Source organism: Dolichospermum circinale AWQC131C (assembly GCF_000426905.1).
Taxonomy (GTDB): Bacteria; Cyanobacteriota; Cyanobacteriia; order Cyanobacteriales; family Nostocaceae; genus Dolichospermum; species Dolichospermum circinale.
In genome coordinates this window covers 18,894-39,296 of sequence record NZ_KE384598.1, presented here as the reverse complement: position 1 = coordinate 39,296, position 20,403 = coordinate 18,894, and the positions used below count along the sequence as shown (strand labels likewise).

The 20,403-nt window shown below is 36.8% G+C and carries 18 protein-coding genes and 1 pseudogene; 11 read left to right on the top strand and 8 right to left on the bottom strand.

What is annotated here, in order from left to right:
• Nucleotides 1–61 precede the first annotated feature (61 nt).
• The 6 genes from ACIR131C_RS0105830 to ACIR131C_RS0105805 all read left to right on the top strand — a co-directional run bounded on the left by ACIR131C_RS0105830 (nt 62) and on the right by ACIR131C_RS0105805 (nt 5,600).
• Nucleotides 62–286, top strand: coding sequence for a DUF167 domain-containing protein (locus ACIR131C_RS0105830; protein WP_028089440.1), 225 nt, complete (start codon nt 62–64; stop codon nt 284–286).
• Nucleotides 287–562: 276 nt separating this feature from the next.
• Nucleotides 563–1,657, top strand: coding sequence for a 3-isopropylmalate dehydrogenase (leuB, locus tag ACIR131C_RS0105825; protein ID WP_028089439.1), 1,095 nt, complete (start codon nt 563–565; stop codon nt 1,655–1,657).
• Nucleotides 1,658–1,757: 100 nt separating this feature from the next.
• Nucleotides 1,758–2,015 (top strand): hypothetical protein, encoded by a 258-nt coding sequence (locus tag ACIR131C_RS0105820; protein ID WP_028089438.1) that lies wholly within the window; start codon nt 1,758–1,760, stop codon nt 2,013–2,015.
• A 20-nt stretch (nt 2,016–2,035) separates the two neighbouring features.
• On the top strand, nt 2,036–2,857 hold the full coding sequence (locus ACIR131C_RS0105815) for a prepilin peptidase (RefSeq protein ID WP_028089437.1): 822 nt from the start codon (nt 2,036–2,038) through the stop codon (nt 2,855–2,857).
• 271 nt (nt 2,858–3,128) lie between these two features.
• Nucleotides 3,129–4,082 carry an acetyl-CoA carboxylase, carboxyltransferase subunit beta gene (gene accD, locus ACIR131C_RS0105810; protein WP_028084727.1) on the top strand — a complete coding sequence of 318 codons (954 nt, stop codon included), beginning with the start codon at nt 3,129–3,131 and terminating at the stop codon, nt 4,080–4,082.
• Nucleotides 4,083–4,280: 198 nt separating this feature from the next.
• A complete protein-coding gene (locus ACIR131C_RS0105805) occupies nt 4,281–5,600 on the top strand; it encodes a recombinase family protein (RefSeq protein ID WP_028089436.1) in 1,320 nt (439 codons plus the stop codon).
• A gap of 1 nt (nt 5,601) precedes the next feature.
• On the opposite strand, the gene ACIR131C_RS0105800 is transcribed toward ACIR131C_RS0105805, so the two are convergent.
• Complete coding sequence (locus tag ACIR131C_RS0105800; protein WP_028089435.1) at nt 5,602–7,206, bottom strand: hypothetical protein; 1,605 nt, start codon at nt 7,204–7,206, stop codon at nt 5,602–5,604.
• 253 nt (nt 7,207–7,459) lie between these two features.
• Here ACIR131C_RS0105800 and ACIR131C_RS22030 point away from each other — a divergent pair.
• Nucleotides 7,460–8,773, top strand: a pseudogene (locus ACIR131C_RS22030) (ArnT family glycosyltransferase); the annotation flags it as partial.
• 250 nt (nt 8,774–9,023) lie between these two features.
• Here the strand turns inward: ACIR131C_RS22030 and ACIR131C_RS0105790 are convergent.
• Complete coding sequence (locus ACIR131C_RS0105790; RefSeq protein WP_028089434.1) at nt 9,024–9,401, bottom strand: hypothetical protein; 378 nt, start codon at nt 9,399–9,401, stop codon at nt 9,024–9,026.
• Between the two features lie 323 nt (nt 9,402–9,724).
• Between ACIR131C_RS0105790 and ACIR131C_RS0105785 the strand changes: the two genes are divergently transcribed.
• Nucleotides 9,725–11,632, top strand: coding sequence for a chloride channel protein (locus ACIR131C_RS0105785; RefSeq protein ID WP_028089433.1), 1,908 nt, complete (start codon nt 9,725–9,727; stop codon nt 11,630–11,632).
• A gap of 91 nt (nt 11,633–11,723) precedes the next feature.
• Here ACIR131C_RS0105785 and ACIR131C_RS0105780 read toward each other — a convergent pair whose 3' ends face one another.
• A complete protein-coding gene (locus ACIR131C_RS0105780; RefSeq protein ID WP_028084722.1) occupies nt 11,724–12,134 on the bottom strand; it encodes an AbrB family transcriptional regulator in 411 nt (136 codons plus the stop codon).
• A 377-nt stretch (nt 12,135–12,511) separates the two neighbouring features.
• Here ACIR131C_RS0105780 and ACIR131C_RS0105775 point away from each other — a divergent pair, with 377 nt between their 5' ends.
• From ACIR131C_RS0105775 to pyrR, 3 genes are all read left to right on the top strand, one after another.
• Nucleotides 12,512–12,955, top strand: coding sequence for an Rrf2 family transcriptional regulator (locus tag ACIR131C_RS0105775; protein ID WP_028089432.1), 444 nt, complete (start codon nt 12,512–12,514; stop codon nt 12,953–12,955).
• A 46-nt stretch (nt 12,956–13,001) separates the two neighbouring features.
• A complete protein-coding gene (gene cbiB / locus ACIR131C_RS0105770) occupies nt 13,002–13,958 on the top strand; it encodes an adenosylcobinamide-phosphate synthase CbiB (RefSeq protein WP_028089431.1) in 957 nt (318 codons plus the stop codon).
• 231 nt (nt 13,959–14,189) lie between these two features.
• On the top strand, nt 14,190–14,726 hold the full coding sequence (gene pyrR / locus ACIR131C_RS0105765) for a bifunctional pyr operon transcriptional regulator/uracil phosphoribosyltransferase PyrR (RefSeq protein ID WP_028084719.1): 537 nt from the start codon (nt 14,190–14,192) through the stop codon (nt 14,724–14,726).
• A gap of 356 nt (nt 14,727–15,082) precedes the next feature.
• Here the strand turns inward: pyrR and ACIR131C_RS0105760 are convergent, their stop codons facing one another.
• The 5 genes from ACIR131C_RS0105760 to ACIR131C_RS0105735 form a co-directional block, all read right to left on the bottom strand.
• Nucleotides 15,083–15,385, bottom strand: coding sequence for a DUF2288 domain-containing protein (locus ACIR131C_RS0105760; protein WP_028089430.1), 303 nt, complete (start codon nt 15,383–15,385; stop codon nt 15,083–15,085).
• A gap of 197 nt (nt 15,386–15,582) precedes the next feature.
• The gene (locus ACIR131C_RS0105755; RefSeq protein ID WP_231395402.1) at nt 15,583–17,994 is read right to left on the bottom strand and encodes a 3'-5' exonuclease; all 2,412 of its coding nucleotides are present in this window, start codon (nt 17,992–17,994) and stop codon (nt 15,583–15,585) included.
• Nucleotides 17,995–18,075: 81 nt separating this feature from the next.
• Nucleotides 18,076–19,026, bottom strand: a complete 951-nt coding sequence (locus ACIR131C_RS0105745) for a DNA cytosine methyltransferase (protein WP_035371561.1) — start codon at nt 19,024–19,026, stop codon at nt 18,076–18,078.
• Nucleotides 19,027–19,037: 11 nt separating this feature from the next.
• Nucleotides 19,038–19,487: a HindVP family restriction endonuclease gene (locus ACIR131C_RS0105740; RefSeq protein WP_028089427.1), complete on the bottom strand. Its 450-nt coding sequence runs from the start codon at nt 19,485–19,487 to the stop codon at nt 19,038–19,040.
• 189 nt (nt 19,488–19,676) lie between these two features.
• Nucleotides 19,677–20,315 (bottom strand): lysophospholipid acyltransferase family protein, encoded by a 639-nt coding sequence (locus ACIR131C_RS0105735; RefSeq protein WP_028089426.1) that lies wholly within the window; start codon nt 20,313–20,315, stop codon nt 19,677–19,679.
• Nucleotides 20,316–20,403: the final 88 nt, after the last annotated feature.

Sequence of the window (20,403 nt, the reverse complement as noted above, 5' to 3'; positions counted from 1 at the left end):
TGTTCCCTGTTCCCTGTTCCCTTGTCATAACGACAATTTTTAACGCCAACCTACTTAGATAATGCAAAAAATAGTAAAAGTTAAACCAAACTCCCAGCAACAAAAGATTGAAGAATTAGCAGATGGTAGTTTAAATGTACATTTAAAATCACCACCAATAGACGGTAAAGCCAATGAAGAACTAATTAAACTATTAGCCAAAAAATTTGATGTTCCTAAATCATCTATTACAATTAAATCTGGTGTAACATCCCGAAAAAAACTAATTGAAATTGATAAAAGTTAATTATAAAAAATTTATACAAATCCACACAGAATCATGAAACTTGTCTAGGTTCATCTGTGGTTAATTACTTTGAAGATATTAGGACTTACGCAAAAACCCTCTCAAACTCTCATTCCTCTGTGATCTCTGTGTTCTGGCGTGGTTCGTTTTCAGTAACTTGTGCGTAAGTCCTAGATATAATTCAATTTACCAACTAGCAAAAAATCAACACCTGATATGGGACAATTGCTAGGCATGATATTTAGTCTGTAAACATTCACCCAGCAAAACCCAACCATGACCCAAAAATACTACATTACCCTACTACCTGGCGACGGCATTGGTCCAGAAATTATGGCTGTCGCGGTGGACGTGCTAAAATGCGTTAGTCAAACCTTTGATATTAACTTTGAATTTTCCACGGCTTTAATTGGTGGCGCTGCTATTGACGAAACCGGTGAACCCCTCCCCGCTGTCACATTGGATAGGTGTCGGAATAGTGATTCCGTTTTACTCGCGGCTATCGGTGGTTACAAATGGGACTCTCTTAGCGCCAATTTACGCCCAGAAGCTGGTTTATTAGGGCTGCGGGCTGGTTTAGGGCTATTTGCTAATTTACGCCCTGCGAAAATTCTCCCCCAGTTAATTGACGCTTCTAGTCTCAAACGGGAAATTGTCGAAGGTGTAGATATCATGGTCGTGCGTGAACTCACCGGCGGGATTTATTTCGGTAAGCCTAAAGGCATATTTGCAACGGAAACCGGAGAAAAACGCGGTGTAAATACTATGGTTTACAGCGAGTCAGAAATTGAACGTATTGGGCGCGTAGCCTTTGAAACAGCACGAAAACGCGGCGGAAAACTCTGTTCTGTGGATAAAGCCAATGTATTAGAAGTATCTCAACTTTGGCGCGATCGCATTACACAACTTTCCACAGAATATACTGATGTTGAATTATCTCACTTGTATGTAGATAATGCGGCCATGCAATTAGTTCGCGCTCCCAAACAATTTGATACGATTGTTACAGGAAACCTATTTGGTGATATTCTCTCAGATGCAGCCGCTATGTTAACTGGTAGTATAGGAATGTTACCTTCTGCTAGTTTGGGTGCTGATAGTCCTGGTGTTTATGAACCAGTTCACGGTTCAGCCCCAGATATTGCAGGACTTGACAAAGCTAACCCTTTAGCACAGGTTTTAAGTACCGCTATGATGTTACGTTATGCTTTAAACCAGCCAGAAGCAGCAGACTTAATTGAAAATAGTGTGTTACAAGTTTTAGAACAAGGTTATCGCACAGGGGATATTATGTCACCAGGAATGAAACTTGTCGGTTGTCGGGCTATGGGCGCAGCACTTATAAACATTCTTGAATTAAAATCACGTTAAAGTATAAATCTGGAAGTTTTAACATCTATAATGTTAAAAATTTCAGATCAACTAAGTTTGTTAAACAGCGCCAAATCTATAACTTATATAAAAACCAACTGTGTACGCTTTAAAACAAGAACAAGCAAATTTTCCACCAAAAAATCAACCTTCTTTGATTGACCCTAATATAATTAAAGCCGCTAGTAAAATTTACTATACCTACTGTGAAGTACATCCAGAAATAGTAGGAAAAGCTACGGGAGTCGCCATCAGTCGAGTCACGTATCGAGGTAAAGTGATTTTTACTCAGTACCCAGTCCTGTTACCACAGGAATGTTTTATCCCTTTGAATCAAATCGAGTCCTATATCTATTAGTCCTTAGTTCTTAGTCATTAATGGACACTTTGATTAATATCCCGGTAAACATCATTGTCTTTGTTTTGGGAGCATCCTTGGGAAGTTTTATTAATGTTGTGGTTTATCGGCTACCCGCTGGCTTATCCGTGCTGTGGCCTCCCTCCCGTTGTCCGCAGTGCTTAAATAGGTTAAAACCCTATGATAATGTCCCAGTTTTCGGTTGGTTGCGGTTAAAAGGGCGCTGTCGTTATTGTCAAACTAAAATTTCCCGTCGTTATCCACTGGTAGAGACATTAACAGGGATAATATTTTTATTAGTATTTTGGGTTTTTCAATTTTCAATTTTTACCATCGGATATTGGGCTTTTTGTAGTTGGTTATTAGCTCTATCTCTCATAGATTTAGATACAATGACCTTACCCAACTCACTAACTAAATCAGGTTTAATCTTAGGGATAGTCTTTCAGATAGCTGTTGCTTGGTTATCAGAAGGGACTATGGTAGGATTATCCAAACACTTAATGACAGGAATAGCCGGTGCAGCTATAGGTTTGTGGCTGTTTGAGGCGATCGCCATTCTCGGTTCTATGGTTTTTGGTAAAACAGTTATGGGTCAAGGTGACGCTAAATTAGCTGCTATGATGGGAGCATGGTTAGGATGGCGTTATTTACTACTAGCGAGTTTTATTTCCTGCATTTTGGGTGTATTCATAGGAAGTGGAGCAATTATCCTCTCCCGTAATCAAATGGGACGAAAAATACCTTTTGGACCATTTCTAGCTTTAGGTGCGGTAATTACTGTCTTTAGCGGTGACACTATTTTGTCTCACTATATGAGATTATTTTTACCCGGATATTAACATCAAACTTTTAAATCTTTTTTGTCTCATGCTGATGATCTTATCAATCTAAATCTTTATCCTTCCTGACTGTAGTTGTGATCACCCCATGAAGATTTTAGATTTTGGTAATATCTAAGCAATCATCCAGGTCAAACCAGTTACAAAAGTCATAATTCTAACCTTCTCAAATCCAAAATCTACAATTTTCAATCTCCACCTCCAGGTCACTTAATGTCAATCACAATATATTGATCATTTTTGACCTCATACCTAATTAGATCAGATAAAAATGGCAAATAACGAAGAATCACGCGGTTTAAAATCTCTATTGGATTGGTTCGCAAATCGTCGTAAATCAGGAAGTACCAACTTAGAACGTCAAGAACGGGAAATTGCTGATGGTTTATGGCATAAATGCCCTAAGTGTGGTGTTTTGTCATATACAAAAGATTTGAAAGCCAATCAAATGGTTTGCAGTGAATGTGGTTATCATCATCGGGTTGATAGTGATGAGCGTATTCGTCAATTAATTGATGTTAATACATGGAAACCATTAGATGAAAATTTATGTCCAACCGATCCCTTACAATTCCGCGATCGCAAACCCTATATTGATCGTTTAAAAGAAACCCAGGAAAAACTGGGACTGATAGATGCGGTTAAAACTGGGTTAGGACAAATTAATACCCTTCCAGTAGCATTAGGAGTCATGGACTTCCGATTTATGGGTGGAAGTATGGGTTCTGTCGTCGGGGAAAAACTCACCCGCATGATCGAACAAGCTACCCAAAGGCGTTATCCTGTAGTCATCATTTGCACATCTGGTGGTGCGAGAATGCAGGAAGGAATGCTATCCTTAATGCAAATGGCGAAAATATCCGCCGCCCTACAACGTCACCGAGATTCTAAACTATTATATATTCCCGTTTTAACTAACCCTACCACGGGAGGTGTTACCGCCAGTTTTGCCATGTTAGGTGATATTATCATCGCTGAACCAAAAGCAACAATTGGTTTTGCTGGAAGACGGGTAATTGAACAAACTTTGCGGGAAAAACTCCCTGAAGATTTTCAGACTGCGGAAGACTTACTTAAACATGGGTTTGTTGATGATATCGTCCCCCGTACACAGTTAAAGGCTACTTTAACACAACTAATTGCTCTCCATCAACCTCTCTCCACAACCTCACCAAACATGGTTTTATGGGAAAGTATGAAATTGAGTTCCACCGCTGTTGATTAGGAGTTGAGCAAGTAAAAGGAAAAATTTTCTTTTTGCTGACCAGAAGATTCACCCAAAACCCCGGAATTGACACCTAAAAATCCCCAAAATTTTTAGGTATCAATATCTTTTAAGCCATATTTTCAGCCGGAGGTGTATGTAAAATGTTCCCAAAGGCTAAATCGTGGGGAATCTAAAATCTAAAATTGCGTGACTATTGTGAAAATAATTGTTTATACTTATACTGATCCATTATTAGATGTCCTTCCCACTCACAGTGACTGGGGTTGGGAGGTAGATAGAATTTATCAGGATTTGGGAAAGCGTAGCCAATTACAACAATTATTAACTGACTTATTAACTGACTGTCAAACTCAAACAGAAACCGTCAATTATCTACTAGTTCGCCGCTTAGAAGAATTAGGTGATACTTTAACAGAAGTAAGCGATCGCCTCAAGCAACTAGAAACCATGGGAGTTGTAGTAATTGCGACACAACAACCATACACATCTAATTCTAGTCAAATCCGGTCTGAACTACTGGAATTATTACAAGAGATTCAAAATCAGCACCGTAGCCGCCGCATTCGTCAAGGACACGCTCGTAATCGCCTAGAAGCTTCACCACCTCCCGGAAAATCACCCTATGGCTACCGCAGAGGACAGGGTAAATATGGTAAATATATTATTGATCGGACTACTTCACCTGTCGTCAAAGATTTTTTTGAACACTTTTTACTCTATGGTTCTTTACGTGCTGCTGTTCGGTTTTTAGGTAAAAAATACGGTAAAAATATATCGGTAACTACTGGGAGACGGTGGTTAACTAATCCAGTTTATCGAGGTGATACGGCCTATCAAAATAGTCAAATTATCTCTAATACTCACACACCTATCATTTCCAGAGCAGAAGCAGCGCAAGTTGATAGACTATTGCGACGCAACAGCCTTTTACCACCACGCACTGCTAGTGCGCCCCGTTCTTTAGCCGGTTTAGTCATTTGTGATCAATGTCAGTCACAGATGATTGTTACCCGTGTTACCCAAAGTCATCAGGATAAAGAGTATTTATATTTACGCGCAATCAACTGTCCTCAACAGCCAAAATGTCGTGCTATTCCTTACCAAGTAGTTTTAGAAAAAACCATTGATAGTGTTTGTCGAGATTTACCTTTAGCTGTAGCGGGAATGAATTTTCCCCAATTAGATGCTATTAAAAATAGTTTAGGGGATAGTATATCTCATCAACAAGAAATTCTTGAGAAATTACCCACCTTCATAGAAACTGGAATTTTAGATCCAGAAACCGCAAAATTAAGAGCTTACAAACTCCGCACAGAAATTTCTCAACTTCAAGCTCAGTTAGCAATTCTTCCTCCTGTTAATTTGCGTTCTGTAGCTCAAGCTGTTTCCATTCCTCAATTTTGGTTGGATTTATCAGAAGTAGAACGACGATTTTACTTCCGCGAATTTATCCAACAAATTCAAATTATCCGCCAAAATCAAGAATGGTATTTACAGATAATTTTTATTTTCTAAATTATTCATCTTGATTTTTAGATGATTGTTTGCCTTTTTTACCCGCATTCCGCACATTCATAACTTTACTCAATAAATCAAACCAAAAAGGCGCACCCATAGCAATAGCAATACCGCTAATAAACCAACCACCAATCATAATCAAAATTCTAAAAATAGGTGACTTACTAACTTGGAAATTTTTCCAGTCAATTTTAATTACAGAAAATTTTGGTTGACTATTTTTTCCTCTTACACAAAAAATTGCATTTTCTGGAGAAACATCATCTCCACAAATTTGTTGTGTTAAGTTAGGAATTGTCCAACCAATTGGTAATTCAACATCCTTTAAAATATCATTAGGATCTGGTTGATTCATACCTAAAGCATTAGATGATTCTGCTTCTACAGCCTTTTTAATAATTATTTCCCGCAATAAGGTATCCTTAGATAGACGGTCAACAATATGAAAAGTATCTGTATTAGTAGCAATAGCTAAAGTTATACCAATTAAAATGGCAACTCCTTTTGCATTTCGTTTATAAACACCAGATGCTCTTTCCATAGAACTATCAAAACTATTTTCAATTTCTTTCCGCAAGAGATTAATACCTTCTTCCGTGGTTTTAGCTCTCATTTGCGCTCGTTTTGCCATAGTTTCAATACTATTGACTACAGAATCTGGCAAAATATCAATTAGTTCTTTCACTTTTTTATAAGTTTGACTATCTTTGTCTTGGAGGTTGGCTATAACTTCATCATGAATATCATTGCCTTTTTTAATAGATTTGACAATTTCATTGATATTAGGTTTTAGTCCTGCCAGAACTATGGCTTTTTCTGGATCTTCAAAAATATCTTTTCTCAGGAATTTTAGTTCCTGTAAAGGTTTATCGAGAATATCTTCATGATTCTCCATATTAGACTGGAAACGATATATATATTTATCCAGCCTATCTCTCATGCGATTTATACTCATGTGTATATCATATTTTTCATTTTTAAATTCATTAACAATGCGATTATACTCAAATTCCAACTGCTGATAATCTTTGGCAATACTTTTAGCAAAATCACTGGATAATTCTTGATTATTAATACTACTGTCCAAGGTGATTAAAACTTGTATAATCTCATCTAAATTTTCTTTCTTGAATTTCTCTAGCCTGATTTCAGTTATCTTTTTTACTAGGGTTGGTAATTGTAGAGTATCCATAAAAGTATCGGCAAAATTGTCTCCACCAATATAGGAAGGCGCACTACGTTTTTGATCACCAAAAACAGTTTCTTTTCTAAATCTAGAGTTAGACTTTCTCAAGAGACTAAAGAATGAAGCAACCGCCCAAGTCGCCCGGCGTGGTAAAGTTACTAATAAACCTTTGGCTTCTTGATTAATACTTTTAATTAAAGGATTACCATAAATTCTATTAACGAGTTGAATCACTTCCGGTTTTTCTGAATTTTGAGCATCACCAGCTAAGAAAATTTCCACGGATCTTCTCAAGTGTTCAGCACGCCATTGTAGCACTGTTGTTATTAGTTCTTGAATTTCGCAAGCCAGTAAACTTAAAATCAAGTAAATAAAAATTAGGCCTAGTGCCACATCTAAAATGAAAGGTAGATTCATTGACATTCTCCTTAGGGATAATTGACCAACCTCTGATAGTAGTATTTATATCATTTAACAGGGAAAATGCTTGTAAACTTTTTTAAAAAATTAATAAGAAAATGTTCGCCGAAAAATTATCTCTGTTCTTGAGAAACTAAGTTAATTTGCAATATAGACCTGGTTTAAAATATAGATTCTGGATAGTAAAACTAGAGATGCCTCATGATCTGTATGTGATGAAACGCAGCAGTTATAATATTACCAATAAAATATGCAAGAAGGAAGTTTTGTTTGGACTGATCTGGAAAAACAACACCGTGTGGTTGAAAAGAAGATTGATAGGCTTTGGTTGCTAGTATTGTTATTGGCAGCGGTAATATTGTTTACCATTAACCTGGGGGGGTTGCCTTTCCAAAAGGGTGATGAGACAATTGTGGCACAAGTAGCACGGGAAATTTGGCAAGCCCCAGCAGATTCAATGCGCTGGCTTTACCCCACTTTAGGTGGTAAACCCTATCATCATACACCGCCCCTGATGCACTGGCTAATTGCTGGCACTTATTCCTTGGGTGGTGTGAACGAATGGACAACCCGACTCCCCACTGCGATTTTGACAGCAATTTCTGTACCTTTGTTATATTGCATTGCTAGAGAAATATTTCGCCAACGTGGGGTAGCTATTTATAGTTCTTTAATTTATCTGACAATGCTGCCTGTTGTCTGTTATGGCAGGTTGGCCATATTATATGGACCGGTTGTCAGTTTGTTGATATTGATGATGTGGTTTGTCTTGCGATCGCGTCGAGATTTACGTTACTGTTTAGGTATAGGGATTAGTCTTGGCTTAATTTGTCTGATTCAAGGCATCACGGGCATTTATTTGGGTGCAATTGTCTTAGTATTTCTGTATTGGGATACACCCAGACTGCTAACTTGTTATTATTTCTGGATGGGTATTTTTATTGGTTGTCTACCCGTACTTTGCTGGTATGGGTTTGAGCTATTCCATTACGGTTATCCATTGAGACTTGATATCAATACTACTATTAATGGTACTAATAATAGTATTGGCAATTCACAACCACCTTGGTATTACTTACTCGAAATCTGTAAGTGGACATGGCCTTGGTTGATATTTCTACCCCAAATTATCCGTATTACCTGGGAGAATCATAACTTAAGTTGGGCAAAACTGATTATTGTCTGGTTTGGAGTTTATTTATTGATTATTTCCCTGATTAGCGTTAAACTTCTCTGGTACATACTCCCCATTTATCCTAGTTTGGCTTTAGCCATAGGGTTTGGGTTAACAGAAATGTCTAATGTACCTTTATTCTCAAGCTATCCCCGTGCTTGGGTAACGAGTTTAGCAATATTGGCAGTGGTTGCTTCAGCAGGTAGTATTTATTTTAGCTGGAGAACTGTAGACACAGTAGAGTTGCAGATCATTTTTGCTGCTGTAACTTTAACTATGACTTTAGCTGCAATTTTGCTAGAACGAGGGGATAAGCAATTTCTCAAAATTCTCATTTGGGGAACTTATGTATCTCTATTTCTATTCATGAGATCTAATTATTGGCTGTGGTAATTACAGGATATTACAAGTTAATCAGGCATAATGAGGTCAGCATCCTAATAATATATCTGGACATCAGATGGCTACCCCAGGTAGGCTATTATAATCATAATGCGGCAGTTAAACAATTTGAGATTTTGGACTTGAGATTTTAGATTTATTCTTATGTTTACATTTGACCGCTGAAAAGCTTTGCAAAGCTTAACTTTTCCATCTAGAATTTAAAATCTAAAATTCAGTTCATGCTTCTACAAAAGATCTATTTTTTAGCCTTGTTGATGCTTTCGATACGGTTAGTTTCTTGGCTATCTTGACTGGTATTGTGTTGGGTTATAGTCATAATAGCCAAAAAAACCACACTTCCCAACACCAAAGACAAAAGAGGACGTTTAATAGAGATAAAATCCCTGATCATCCTGGCTAAAGGTCGGCTTTGACGACGGAGATCCGAAGAGATCATCATCTGTCTCCAAATAAACGGATCACGTACATAATGTCCACTTTGGCAAACAACTAACTTTTCTTGACAATAAGGACAGGTAAACAAACCAATGTAAGACTTAATTGGCGTTGTTCTGTTATTTCTTTGACAAATTGGGCAAGTAACATAATGATTATCAAAAGTATTTGTACTCATCTACCTCGTCCGCCTAATCCCTTGATTTTCTGTATAACAGTAGCCGTATTGAATTTTACTTAAAATTTACTACCTCTGCCATAATTACTTGTAATTATTTGAAGAATAGTACCGGATTGAGAATGGATGTCCAGATGACATACTCCTTTCGATTTTAACTCAAGTTGTTAGCACTGCCAGGCGTAATTCTTTTTTCCACATATTTTGTAATTTTAGTTAATCAATTATTCATCGGCTAGTTGCTCCCATAATGAACCACAATAGGAGATAACAAATAAAAAATTGATTATTTTTTCTGAAAATTACCCCCGTTGTTAATGACTATGACTCTCTTGCCTCCTGCTTCCCAGAGGAAGGTCAGGGAATCCCCTGCTTTTCTCACACCTTCCATTCAGTTTACCCAGTTAATTAATCGTTTTCAACCCTCCCAGGAAACAGTAGTGCTGTTTTTAGCCGTATTAATTGGCGGTGGCACGGGTATGGGTATAGTCACCTTTCACTATTTAATCCAGCTAATTAACTACTTGATGCTGGAAAATTTTCTGGGACAGATTGGAGGCTGGGGTGCTTGGACTTTAGCCGCTGTCCCTACTCTAGGTGGCATCATTGTTGGTTTAATGCGTTGGCGCACTCAGGATTTTGGTCCGGGACTCTCATCTTTAATCGCTGTTTCCCAGGGAAAAGAAGCCAAAAAACCATTACGACCAGTGACAAAAATGATCGCGGCGGCTGTTTCTCTCGGTAGTGGTGCGTCCTTAGGTCCTGAAGGTCCCAGTGTAGAAATTGGTACGAATTTTGGGGTTTTATTATCTGATATATTACAAGTCTCTCAGGAACGCCAGCGGTTACTTTTGGGGGCTGGGGCGGCTGCTGGTTTAGCCGCTGGTTTTAATGCCCCCATTGCGGGAGTATTTTTTGCCTTAGAAGTAGTCATGGGAACTACATATTTTGCTACGTCGGCTGTAAGTGTAGTTCTACTGGCCGCTGTGGTGGCCGCTTTAATTGGTCAAATTGGCTTGGGTTCACAACCTGCTTTTGCCTTACCCGCTTATCAAGTTCGTAGTTACTTAGAATTACCTCTTTATCTTGGTTTGGGTTTGGGTGCGAGTTTAATTTCTCTGGCTTATACCGAAGCAATTCGTTTAACTAAAGCAGGCTTTACCGGTAATTTACCAGGGTTAAAGTTATTAGGGAAAATTCCTCAGTCAATTCAGCCAATCATTGGTGGTATAATTATTGGTGTAGTAGGTTGGCGCTACCCGCAAATTTTGGGTATTGGCTATGGAACTGTACAAGCGATACTACAAGATGAGGATTTTTCCCTCAAGCTATTACTAATATTACTAGCATTAAAATTGTTGATGACGGCAGTAAGTTCCGGTAGTGGTTTTGTGGGTGGACTATTTGCACCTGCTATGTTTTTAGGTGCGTCCTTTGGGTCTACTTATGCTAAATTTCTGGTTTTGATAGCACCAGAACTGGGAAAATATATGGCTGCTCCTCCAGCTTATGCCATGGTGGGTATGGCAGCAGTTTTAGCAGGTAGCGTCAGAGCGCCATTAACGGCAATTATCATGTTATTTGAATTAACCCGCGACTACCGCATTGTACTACCTTTGATGGCGGCTGTGGGTCTAAGTGTTTGGTTGGTGGAAAGAATTAAACCAACAATAGATGCCAATTCTAATCTCCAACAGATTGGTTTGCCAGAGTTGAAAGATGAAAAGGTGGAAATGTGGCAGCAAATGTTAGTCGCAGATGCTATGCACACTCGTCCCCAAAAATTATCAGCCACCCTGGGAGTCATAGAGGCAGCGGTGGCAATGACCCAAGAGCGTACACGCAGCGCTTTAGTAATTGATGATGGAGGAAGATTGGTGGGAATTCTTTCCCTGGAAGATATTAAGCGAACTCTTTCTCTATGGCAAAATATCCCTAATTTGCCCCCGGAAATTCACGGAACTTTATCTAGCCAAAAACTGATAGATATTTGTACTACTGATATTCTTTATGCTTGGGTTGATGAACCTTTATCTGAAGCTTTAAACCGCATGGCATTACGTGGTTTACATCAGTTACCGGTGGTAGCTAGGGAAAATCCCGATTTTATCCTGGGTTTACTAGAATTTAGGGAACTGGAATTGACTTGTAATATTACAGCAATTACTAAAGCACTCCATAGCTATTTACCAGTTATACCTGTTAACGATATAAACGATCTAGAGGTATAGAAGAACAGGGACATTGAAGATCAGTGTGCAGCCGTCAGGGGTTAATCAACAGTAAAACTCAACCACTGACAACTGACAACTCAGAACTGAACTAAACTGTAGCTTCTACTTCCGCATCTTCTAGAGATTCTGCATCTACTTGCCGCAGTCGAATGTGTTTTTTGCCCAAGGTGATGATAAACTCATCTCCAGGTTTAAGATTCATCTGTTTTGTGTAGGCTGAACCGATGAGCAGGTTGCCATTTGATTGTACACTAATTCTATAGCTGGCACTGCGACCACCACGCCCATTAACACCGGGGGAACTATCTAATTGAATACCCTCTGCATCAATTAGGGCATTCAAGAATTTCATCATATTAACACGCTCTACACCATTTTTTGTAACAGTATAGTAGCCACACTCTTTAGCTTTTTCGTCTTTGCTAAGGGTTTCTAGCTCTCTGACTTTTGTGATCAGTTCTTCGCCAACTAGGGGTTCAATTTTTTTCTGTTTAGGCATTAACTTGGGTCGAAAACGAATTTTTGAAGTTGTTAAGTGAATTTTATTTTAGCTGACATTGAACTAATAGGAAAGGATTCCTTTAATTTTTCCATCAGTCTAGCCAAGTATATTACACTCATGGACAAAATTGTTGTACTATCATCAATATTTTTGAGAAATTCTCTAAGAAAGATCAGAACTCACACACAAGTGAATGAAAATCAACCACGAAGGAGCGAAGAACACGAAGAAAAGAGGCTTTGAGAGATATTTTGGGTCAGTCCTAAAAATATCTTGTGAACTAGATGGTTGTTTTCTGGGATTTTCCCTTCCCCTTTTCTGCTTGTTGATCAGTCATTTTCAAAATTAAATGGCAATAGTTAGGAATACTATAGATGAAACTAACGACTAGAGGACACTACAGTGTGAAGGCTCTGCTAGATTTGAGTTTACAGCCAAAATATGGTCCTGAATCGGTTAAAGCGATCGCTAAACGTCAAGATATTCCCGCTCCCTATCTGGAAAAGCTACTTATAGAAATGCGTCGGGCTGGTTTAGTAACTTCAATTCGTGGTAGCGTTGGTGGATATAAGTTAGCCAGAAAACCTGCACAAATATCTATTGGACAAATCTTGGAGGCTGTTGGTGAAAATATCACTAATTTACCTCTCAATCATCCTACACCTTCTCAAACGGCGGATTGGGTAACATCCTCTCTCTGGAACAGGCTCAATCAAAAGCTCAAAGAAGCCTTATACAATATTACCCTGGCTGACCTTTATTATGATGCTCGCAGTTGGCAAGCTTCTGTTGGGGAAGAAGCCAATTTTGTGGTTTAGTCCTTAGTTTTAACAGGGGTCGGAATAGGGAAAGAAGGAATAATAAATGATATCTGCCGCCGTTTTGATTTTAGCTGCATTGTTAGATTACTTAATAGGTGATCCTTGGGGTTGGCCGCATCCAGTCCGGGTGATAGGCTGGGTAATTTCTCGTTTGAATAATATCTTCCTCAAATATTGTCAAAATCCTTTTTCTCAGCGTCTCGCGGGCATTATACTGGGGATTAGTGTTATGATTGGCAGTGGGTTGGTAGGGTGGATCATAGTCAAAATCGCCCAGGGGGTACATCCATTTTTAGGAATTACTTTACAAAGCATTCTTCTAGCTAGTTGTTTCGCTCTCAAAAGTTTAAGAAATGCAGCTATGGAAGTTCTACAACCTTTAAGTAAGGGAGAATTAGCTCAAGCACGACAAATTCTCAGCAATTATGTGGGGAGAGATACAGCTAATCTTTCCCCAGTGGAAATTCTCCGAGCAGTTTTGGAAACTGTTACGGAAAATGCTACGGATGGAGTAATGGCTCCTCTTTTTTATACTATTATTGGTACATTTATCCCTGTTATCGGTCCTGTTCCTTTGGCATTAGCATATAAAGCTAGTAGCACTTTAGATTCAATGATCGGTTATAAGCAAGCACCTTATACTTACATTGGTTGGTTTAGTGCGCGGTGGGAAGACGGTTTCACTTGGTTGCCTTGTCGCCTAACAGTGATAACTTTATCATTATTATCCGCCAAACCTGTCAATGTTTGGCGAATATGTCACCGCGACGCAATTAAAGATCCTAGTCCTAATTCTGGTTGGAGTGAATGCGCTTATGCTGCGATTTTAGGTGTACAAATGGGAGGTGTAAATTGGTATGGTGGGGTAGCTAAACATAAACCACTTTTAGGAGATCCTATTTATCCCATTACACCAGATTCTATTGATCAAGCTTTAAAATTAACCCGATATGCGTTTTTATTGTGGTTAGGACTAGCAATAGCATTTTTAATAGCTTAAAGGGTGTTTGAAAAGTCATGAGTGATGTATTAAATATTTTTGACCCCTCCCTAACCCTCTCCTTGTTAAGGGGAGGGAACTGGATTTTCTTGTTTCCCCCCTTCATAAAGGGGGACTTTCCTGGGGTGAAAATGTAATGAAAATAGGAACGAGATGATCAAAAATTACTAATTACCAATTACCAATTACTAATTACCCATTACCAATTACCAATTACCCATTACCAATTTTATGTCTACTAAAATAGTTGAAATCCTTTCATCAGAAGAACTGCGTCGGACCTTAACTCGTATGGCTTCTCAGATTGTGGAAAGAACGAGAGATCTATCTCAGTTGTTACTTTTGGGTATTCGCACTAGAGGAGTTCCTTTAGCTTATTCATTAGCACGACAAATAGAAATTCTCGAAAATATTACTGTTGCTGTAGGTGCTTTGGATATTACATTTTATCGTGATGATCTTGATAAAATTGGCTTGAGAACTCCAGAGAAAACGGATATTCCTTTTGATTTGACTGGTAAAACTGTGGTACTTGTAGATGATGTCATTTTTAAAGGGAGAACTATTCGTGCTGCTTTAAATGCAGTCAATGAATATGGTAGACCAGAAGTGATTCGTTTAGCTGCATTAGTAGATAGAGGTCATCGAGAGTTACCGATTCATCCAGATTTCGTGGGGAAAAAATTACCAACAGCAAAAGAAGAAATTGTCAAAGTTTATTTACAAGATATTGATGGCCGAGATGCTGTAGAGTTGATTAGTAATTAAAATTGATTTTTTTAGAGAATTAAATCATAGGAAGATGTGGGAAAAGTGGTATCCGGTAATTTTTACCCTGGTTACGATTCCAGGGGGTTTTCAAAGTCCGAGTTAAAGAAGAAAAGAAAAGTGATCTTCTCTTGAATAAATTACAAAGAGATCACTAATTTTCCAACTTTTCTCAAGGGAGAAGATATCAGTTATGGGTATTCCTAACCATTATTAGTTTAGGTTTAACTTGCTAATTTTAGGAAAGCTGAAGAAAAAACTGATTTTATGTTCTCTATATTTCAAAAACTGGCATAAGTTAACTACATTAACAGTAAATTAAAACTTATGGTTTTAATTAGAATTAAATTAATAATTTACGAAATGGGAGTAATTATTTCTTTTACTAACACATAGGGTTCAATGATCAGAGCATTAAATCGTTTGTTGCGGTGTAAATTCCATTCTCCCACTTGGTCTACTGTAGGTTTAGCTAATAATTGTTCATCTATCCAATGTTGTACTGAAAGAATATTATCACTAGCGATCGCTTCTCCCACATCTAGTAAGTCTAAATTTTCTGCTACCAAAATCACTACATCTTTTTGAACATGGGGAATTAACCATTCCCATTCTGCTTCATCAAGATTTTGCTGTAATTTTTCTCGTAATTCCGACATAATTTCCCACTTTTTTAGTTACTAATTTGATTTTACAATATAACAACCTCATTTTATCTGAGATTGCACAGAATCATAAAATCCATTAATCCATCTGTTTTTATCCCTCTTTATCCCTCCCTAGCTGCGTTTATCTACGTTTATCTGTGGTCAATTATTCTTAAAATCTTATTTTATTTGGTATTACAATCATTTTATTACCTGGTAGAGAATGTAGTTTCAATTAAATATTCAGCAGGTAGTGAGTTAATAAACTGACTTTTGGACTTAGGTTCATTTTTATCATCTTTGAGAAACCAGGAGATAAATAACTGTTTTTTTGCTCTTGTTAAAGCTACATAAAATAACCGCTTTTCCTCCTCTAATTTATTATCCCGTAAACTGAAATAACTGGGAAATTCTTGCTCACACATACCCGCAATAAAAATATGATCAAATTCTAAACCTTTGGATTGATGAATTGTGATAATTAAAACCTGATTATTTTCTTGAGAAATTTGATCTAAATTTTTCGCTAAAGCTGTATATTCGAGAATATTTCTTAACGCTGTATCAGGATGTAATTCTAAATTATCCTGTTCTTTGAACATCTTAACTAATCTTTTCAGATTTTCTAACCTGTGTGGTTGATGATTTTCATAAAAATCATATAAACCAGACTCGATTAAAATATTACCTAATAAATCTGCTGGACGTAATTTTTGGCTGGAATTTTTCCAACTGTGAATATCATTAGCTAAAGCTTCAAATTCCTCTCCATAACGATAAACTAAAGCTTGACGATAATCAGCACCATGTTTAATTAAAGGTATGAGAATTGTTAATAATTCCACAGTTGTACGGGTATCATCAAGAGCGCGATGACTGGGTAATTGATTGAGGTTTAATTGAGTTGCTAAATTTTCTAAACTATAACTATCTGCTTTGATAAACCGCTTTGCTAAATCCCAGGTATCTCCCCATATAAATTGAGGAGTTGATAAACCCAATTTTTGAGCATCAGCTATAATCATTTTAATATCAAAACCGAGATTATGTCCCAATAAAAAAGCATCACTAATAAATGCTAAAAACTCTATAAATACATCAAGAGCATTTCTCCCGTTTGTGGCTAAAAATTCATCACTATAACCATGTATTTGTTCCGAATCTCCCACGGGTATAGTATTTTTAATATAAGCATGAAATTCTGATTTTATCTGACCATTAATCAATTTAATAGCAGCAATTTCAATTACTTGATCTTTACCGGTGATCAAACCCGTAGTTTCCACATCAAAAACAACAATTGTTCCTGAATTATAAGCAGTAATTAAATTACTAAAAGGATCACCATCAATAAAAGTTTGTGTTGAAGCCATATCAGTTAATTTAAAACCACAAACTTCACCTTCTTTGATGACATTATTAATAGTAACATTACCAATTCCCCGACTAGGACGTAATAACATTCTTAACAGTGAAGTTGCATCAAAAGGATTAATAATCAAACGTAAATAAGCAAGAGTATCTTTAATTTCTTGAAGAGAAAAAAAATGATGTTGTTCAACTGTGATACAGGGAACATTGAATTTTTCTAAAGTTTTGCTAATTATACCAATACGTTTATGATTTCTCGTTAAAACAGCAACTCTATTATATAAAAAATCGGGATTATTTTTAGCTAAATTTTGAATTTGTTTAGCAATCCATAATCCTTCATCCTCTTCATTTTTTGCTGTATAAATAGGAATTAATTCGCCATTTTCACAATTAGGTGCAGGAGTTATTTTTGTATATCGAGTTTCAAAGGAATCAGCAAAACCAGAAGCGGTATTAAGTAAAGTTCTAGTAGCGCGATAATTCCAAGTTAGAGAATATTCTTGAGGTTGAAACTGTTGTTTAAATTGACTGACAACTTTTTCAGGTTCAGAACCTCTCCATTCATAAATAGTCTGATCTAAATCTCCAATTATAGCAATATTACCAGTTCTAGCAGCTAAATTTCTGACAAGTTCATATTCTGATAAGTGAGTATCTTGAACTTCATCAACTTGAATAAAATCAAAACGATTTTCCCATCTTCGTTTAATTTCTGGATAATAGGAAAACAAAGAACGAATATAAAAGATTAAATCAGCAAAGTCTAAAGCATGACGTTCTTGTAATAAATTTTGGTATTTATTAGCTAATTTTGCATGATCTATTCCTAATGGTGCAAATAATTTTTCTAGAGGGTAATTAGGAGATAGTTGTAAATGACTCGCTTTAGTTTTACAATCTGCTATTTGTGATAATTTATTTTGAGCTTTTTTATCGTCACGTAGTTGAAAAATACCTTTAACTATTCCTAAGCAGTCAGTATCATCATAAACTACAAAATCTGCTGGTAAACCAATATTTCTCGCTTCTGTTCTCAGGATAGAAGTACATAAACTATGAAAAGTTTTAATTGTGATATAGCGAAATTGTTGAGGACACATTTCTGCTAACCGTTTTTTCATTTCCTTTGCTGCACGGTTAGTGAAAGTGAGACAGAGGATTTTTTCGGGAGGAATACCTTGTTTAATTGCGTTGACAACTCTTGATGATAAAACGCGGGTTTTACCAGTTCCTACGGGAGCTAATATTAATAATGCTCCATTTATGTGGTTGATGATTTTTAGTTGTTCTGGGTTGGGTTGGTTTTGTGATATAGGAAATATGATAATTTAAACAGTTAACAACGAAACATCAGATATGTGATATTTATTTTTATCTTCAATATACATTAGCAGACATTTAGCAACATATTCTGCTAATTTAACGGGTACAGCATTACCAATCATTTGTTCTAAATCTGTTTTTGAACCGACAAAAATAAAATCATCAGGGAAAGTTTGAATATAACTTCTTTCACGAGTAGTTAGAGGACGTAAATCTGGTGTTAATGGTGCAACATCTCCGGGATGTTGTTGATAAGTTTTAGGTATTGGTCTATTTACACCTCTAATAGTTGGACTTGGTTCATCAATAGTAAAAATGGCTCTTCTTTGATAAGTTCTAGGGTGACGATAATAATATTCAATCCCTAAACTATTTCCTAAATAATCTCTAATAGTTGTCGGTTTTTTAGATAAATTAGCTTCTAGATAAGTTTTGAGATTATCATCTTTACCACCAAGTTCTCCTATACAGAAAAATCTCTTCCTCTTTTGTGGTACACCGCATAAACTAGCATCTAATACCTTTTCTGTTAAACCATAACCAGCAGATTGAAGAATTTGTTTAAATTCTTGATATTTGTAAGATTTTCTAAACAATTCTACATTTTCTAAAACAAACCATTGACTAGAAACATTAGCTACTATTTCAGCAAATGTAATACTTAAATCTCCTCTCCCTAAATCTTCATTCCGCTTACCAGCACTAGAAAAATCTTGGCACGGTGGACCACCAATAATTACATCTGGTAATAATTCTTTAAATATTAAATAATTATTATTTACCTGACTCAAATCATATTCAAAAATTGGATGATGAAAATTTTGCTGATAAACATTTATGGCAGATTTCCAGTTTTCAAAAGCAGCGACAATTTCAAATCCACTATTCTGAAATCCTAGCGATAAACCACCACAACCAGAAAATATATCTATGACCTTTAAGGAAGACGATTTCATTTGTATATTCATTAAATTTCCTTTAGTCTATCATCAAAAATTTCTGGATTGCTGAAAATAATAGCATCAAATCTTCTTTCAGGACTTAAAAAGTTTTGTCCTCCTCCTAAAATGATATTTTTAATTTCTTCTTTGGTAATTCTGGGTTGAAGCAAATTATCACAAGTCATATAAGGACGAGTATTAGAACCACTTAAAGCAAAGGCTTTATCATTCTTGGTGTTATAGGTTAATGTATCAATCACCAATTTATGATTTATTTTACCGACCAGAGCAAATTCATATAACATCTTTGCCAAGGTTAAATAATTAAGTTTTAAACCTTTCTGATACATATAACAAGCTAAGGATGCGGGAAAAGAATTATTAAATTGATTTTTTCCCCAACTTTCTCTTTGAGAAAAGTCTCTATTGGAATGATTTAATCCAAATAAGCCTACCTGTACATTTTCTGGTTGCATTAGTCTGACTTTGATATTATTTAGATAGTAATTTCAGTATAAATTAATTTTTTGATATTTAGCTGATTATTTGGCGTAAGATTCTTACTCTACCCAGGTACAGATTTATCTGGGTTTATCTGCGGTTTATTGCTAATTCCTGTATCTGACTGAGAAAGGAAATGCTATAGTGCATCTCCTTTTTAAATTTTACCTGCCCAAATCGTGCATTTGATTAATTACAGTTGCACATTGTTGAGTCACTCTTGTCAATTCTTCCTTATTAGTAGAACTGGGAGCATCAATTAATTGACCAATTCTAATAGTTAAAGGCACTGGACGAGGTAAAGAAGAACCAGGTTGTAAAATTTGTTCACTTCCCCATAAACACACTGGTAAAAAAGGAGCTTTGGCCTTAGCCGCCAGGAGGGCTGCGCCTCTTTTTGGGTCACTTATGCGACCATCTGGAGTGCGTGTACCTTCTAAAAATACACCCACAGCCCAACCATGCTCTAAATATTCTAGAGCCGCACGGATAGCATTGCGGTCAGCAGTACCGCGATTGACGGGGTAAGCGCCGTATAATTTAATTGCTTGGGCTAAAACAGGGACTTTAAATAATTCTTCCTTGGCCATGTAAGCCACTGGACGACGGACACAACTGGAAACTATAGGTGGGTCAAAATAACTAGCATGATTACTAACTATGATCACAGCACCGCTGTGGGGGACATTTTCCGCGCCATAAATTTTGCCTCGGAAGTATGTGTGTAGCAAGGGGCTAATTACCGACCACTTAAAGGCATGATACAGTGCTAAACTAACTAAGGGTTCACGAGTTCTAGTCACAAAATATAATGTAAATGAAACAGAATACAAGCATAAAGAAATAACTGACCAATAGCCGTGTCATTTTTAGCTTTATTGGATTGAAGCA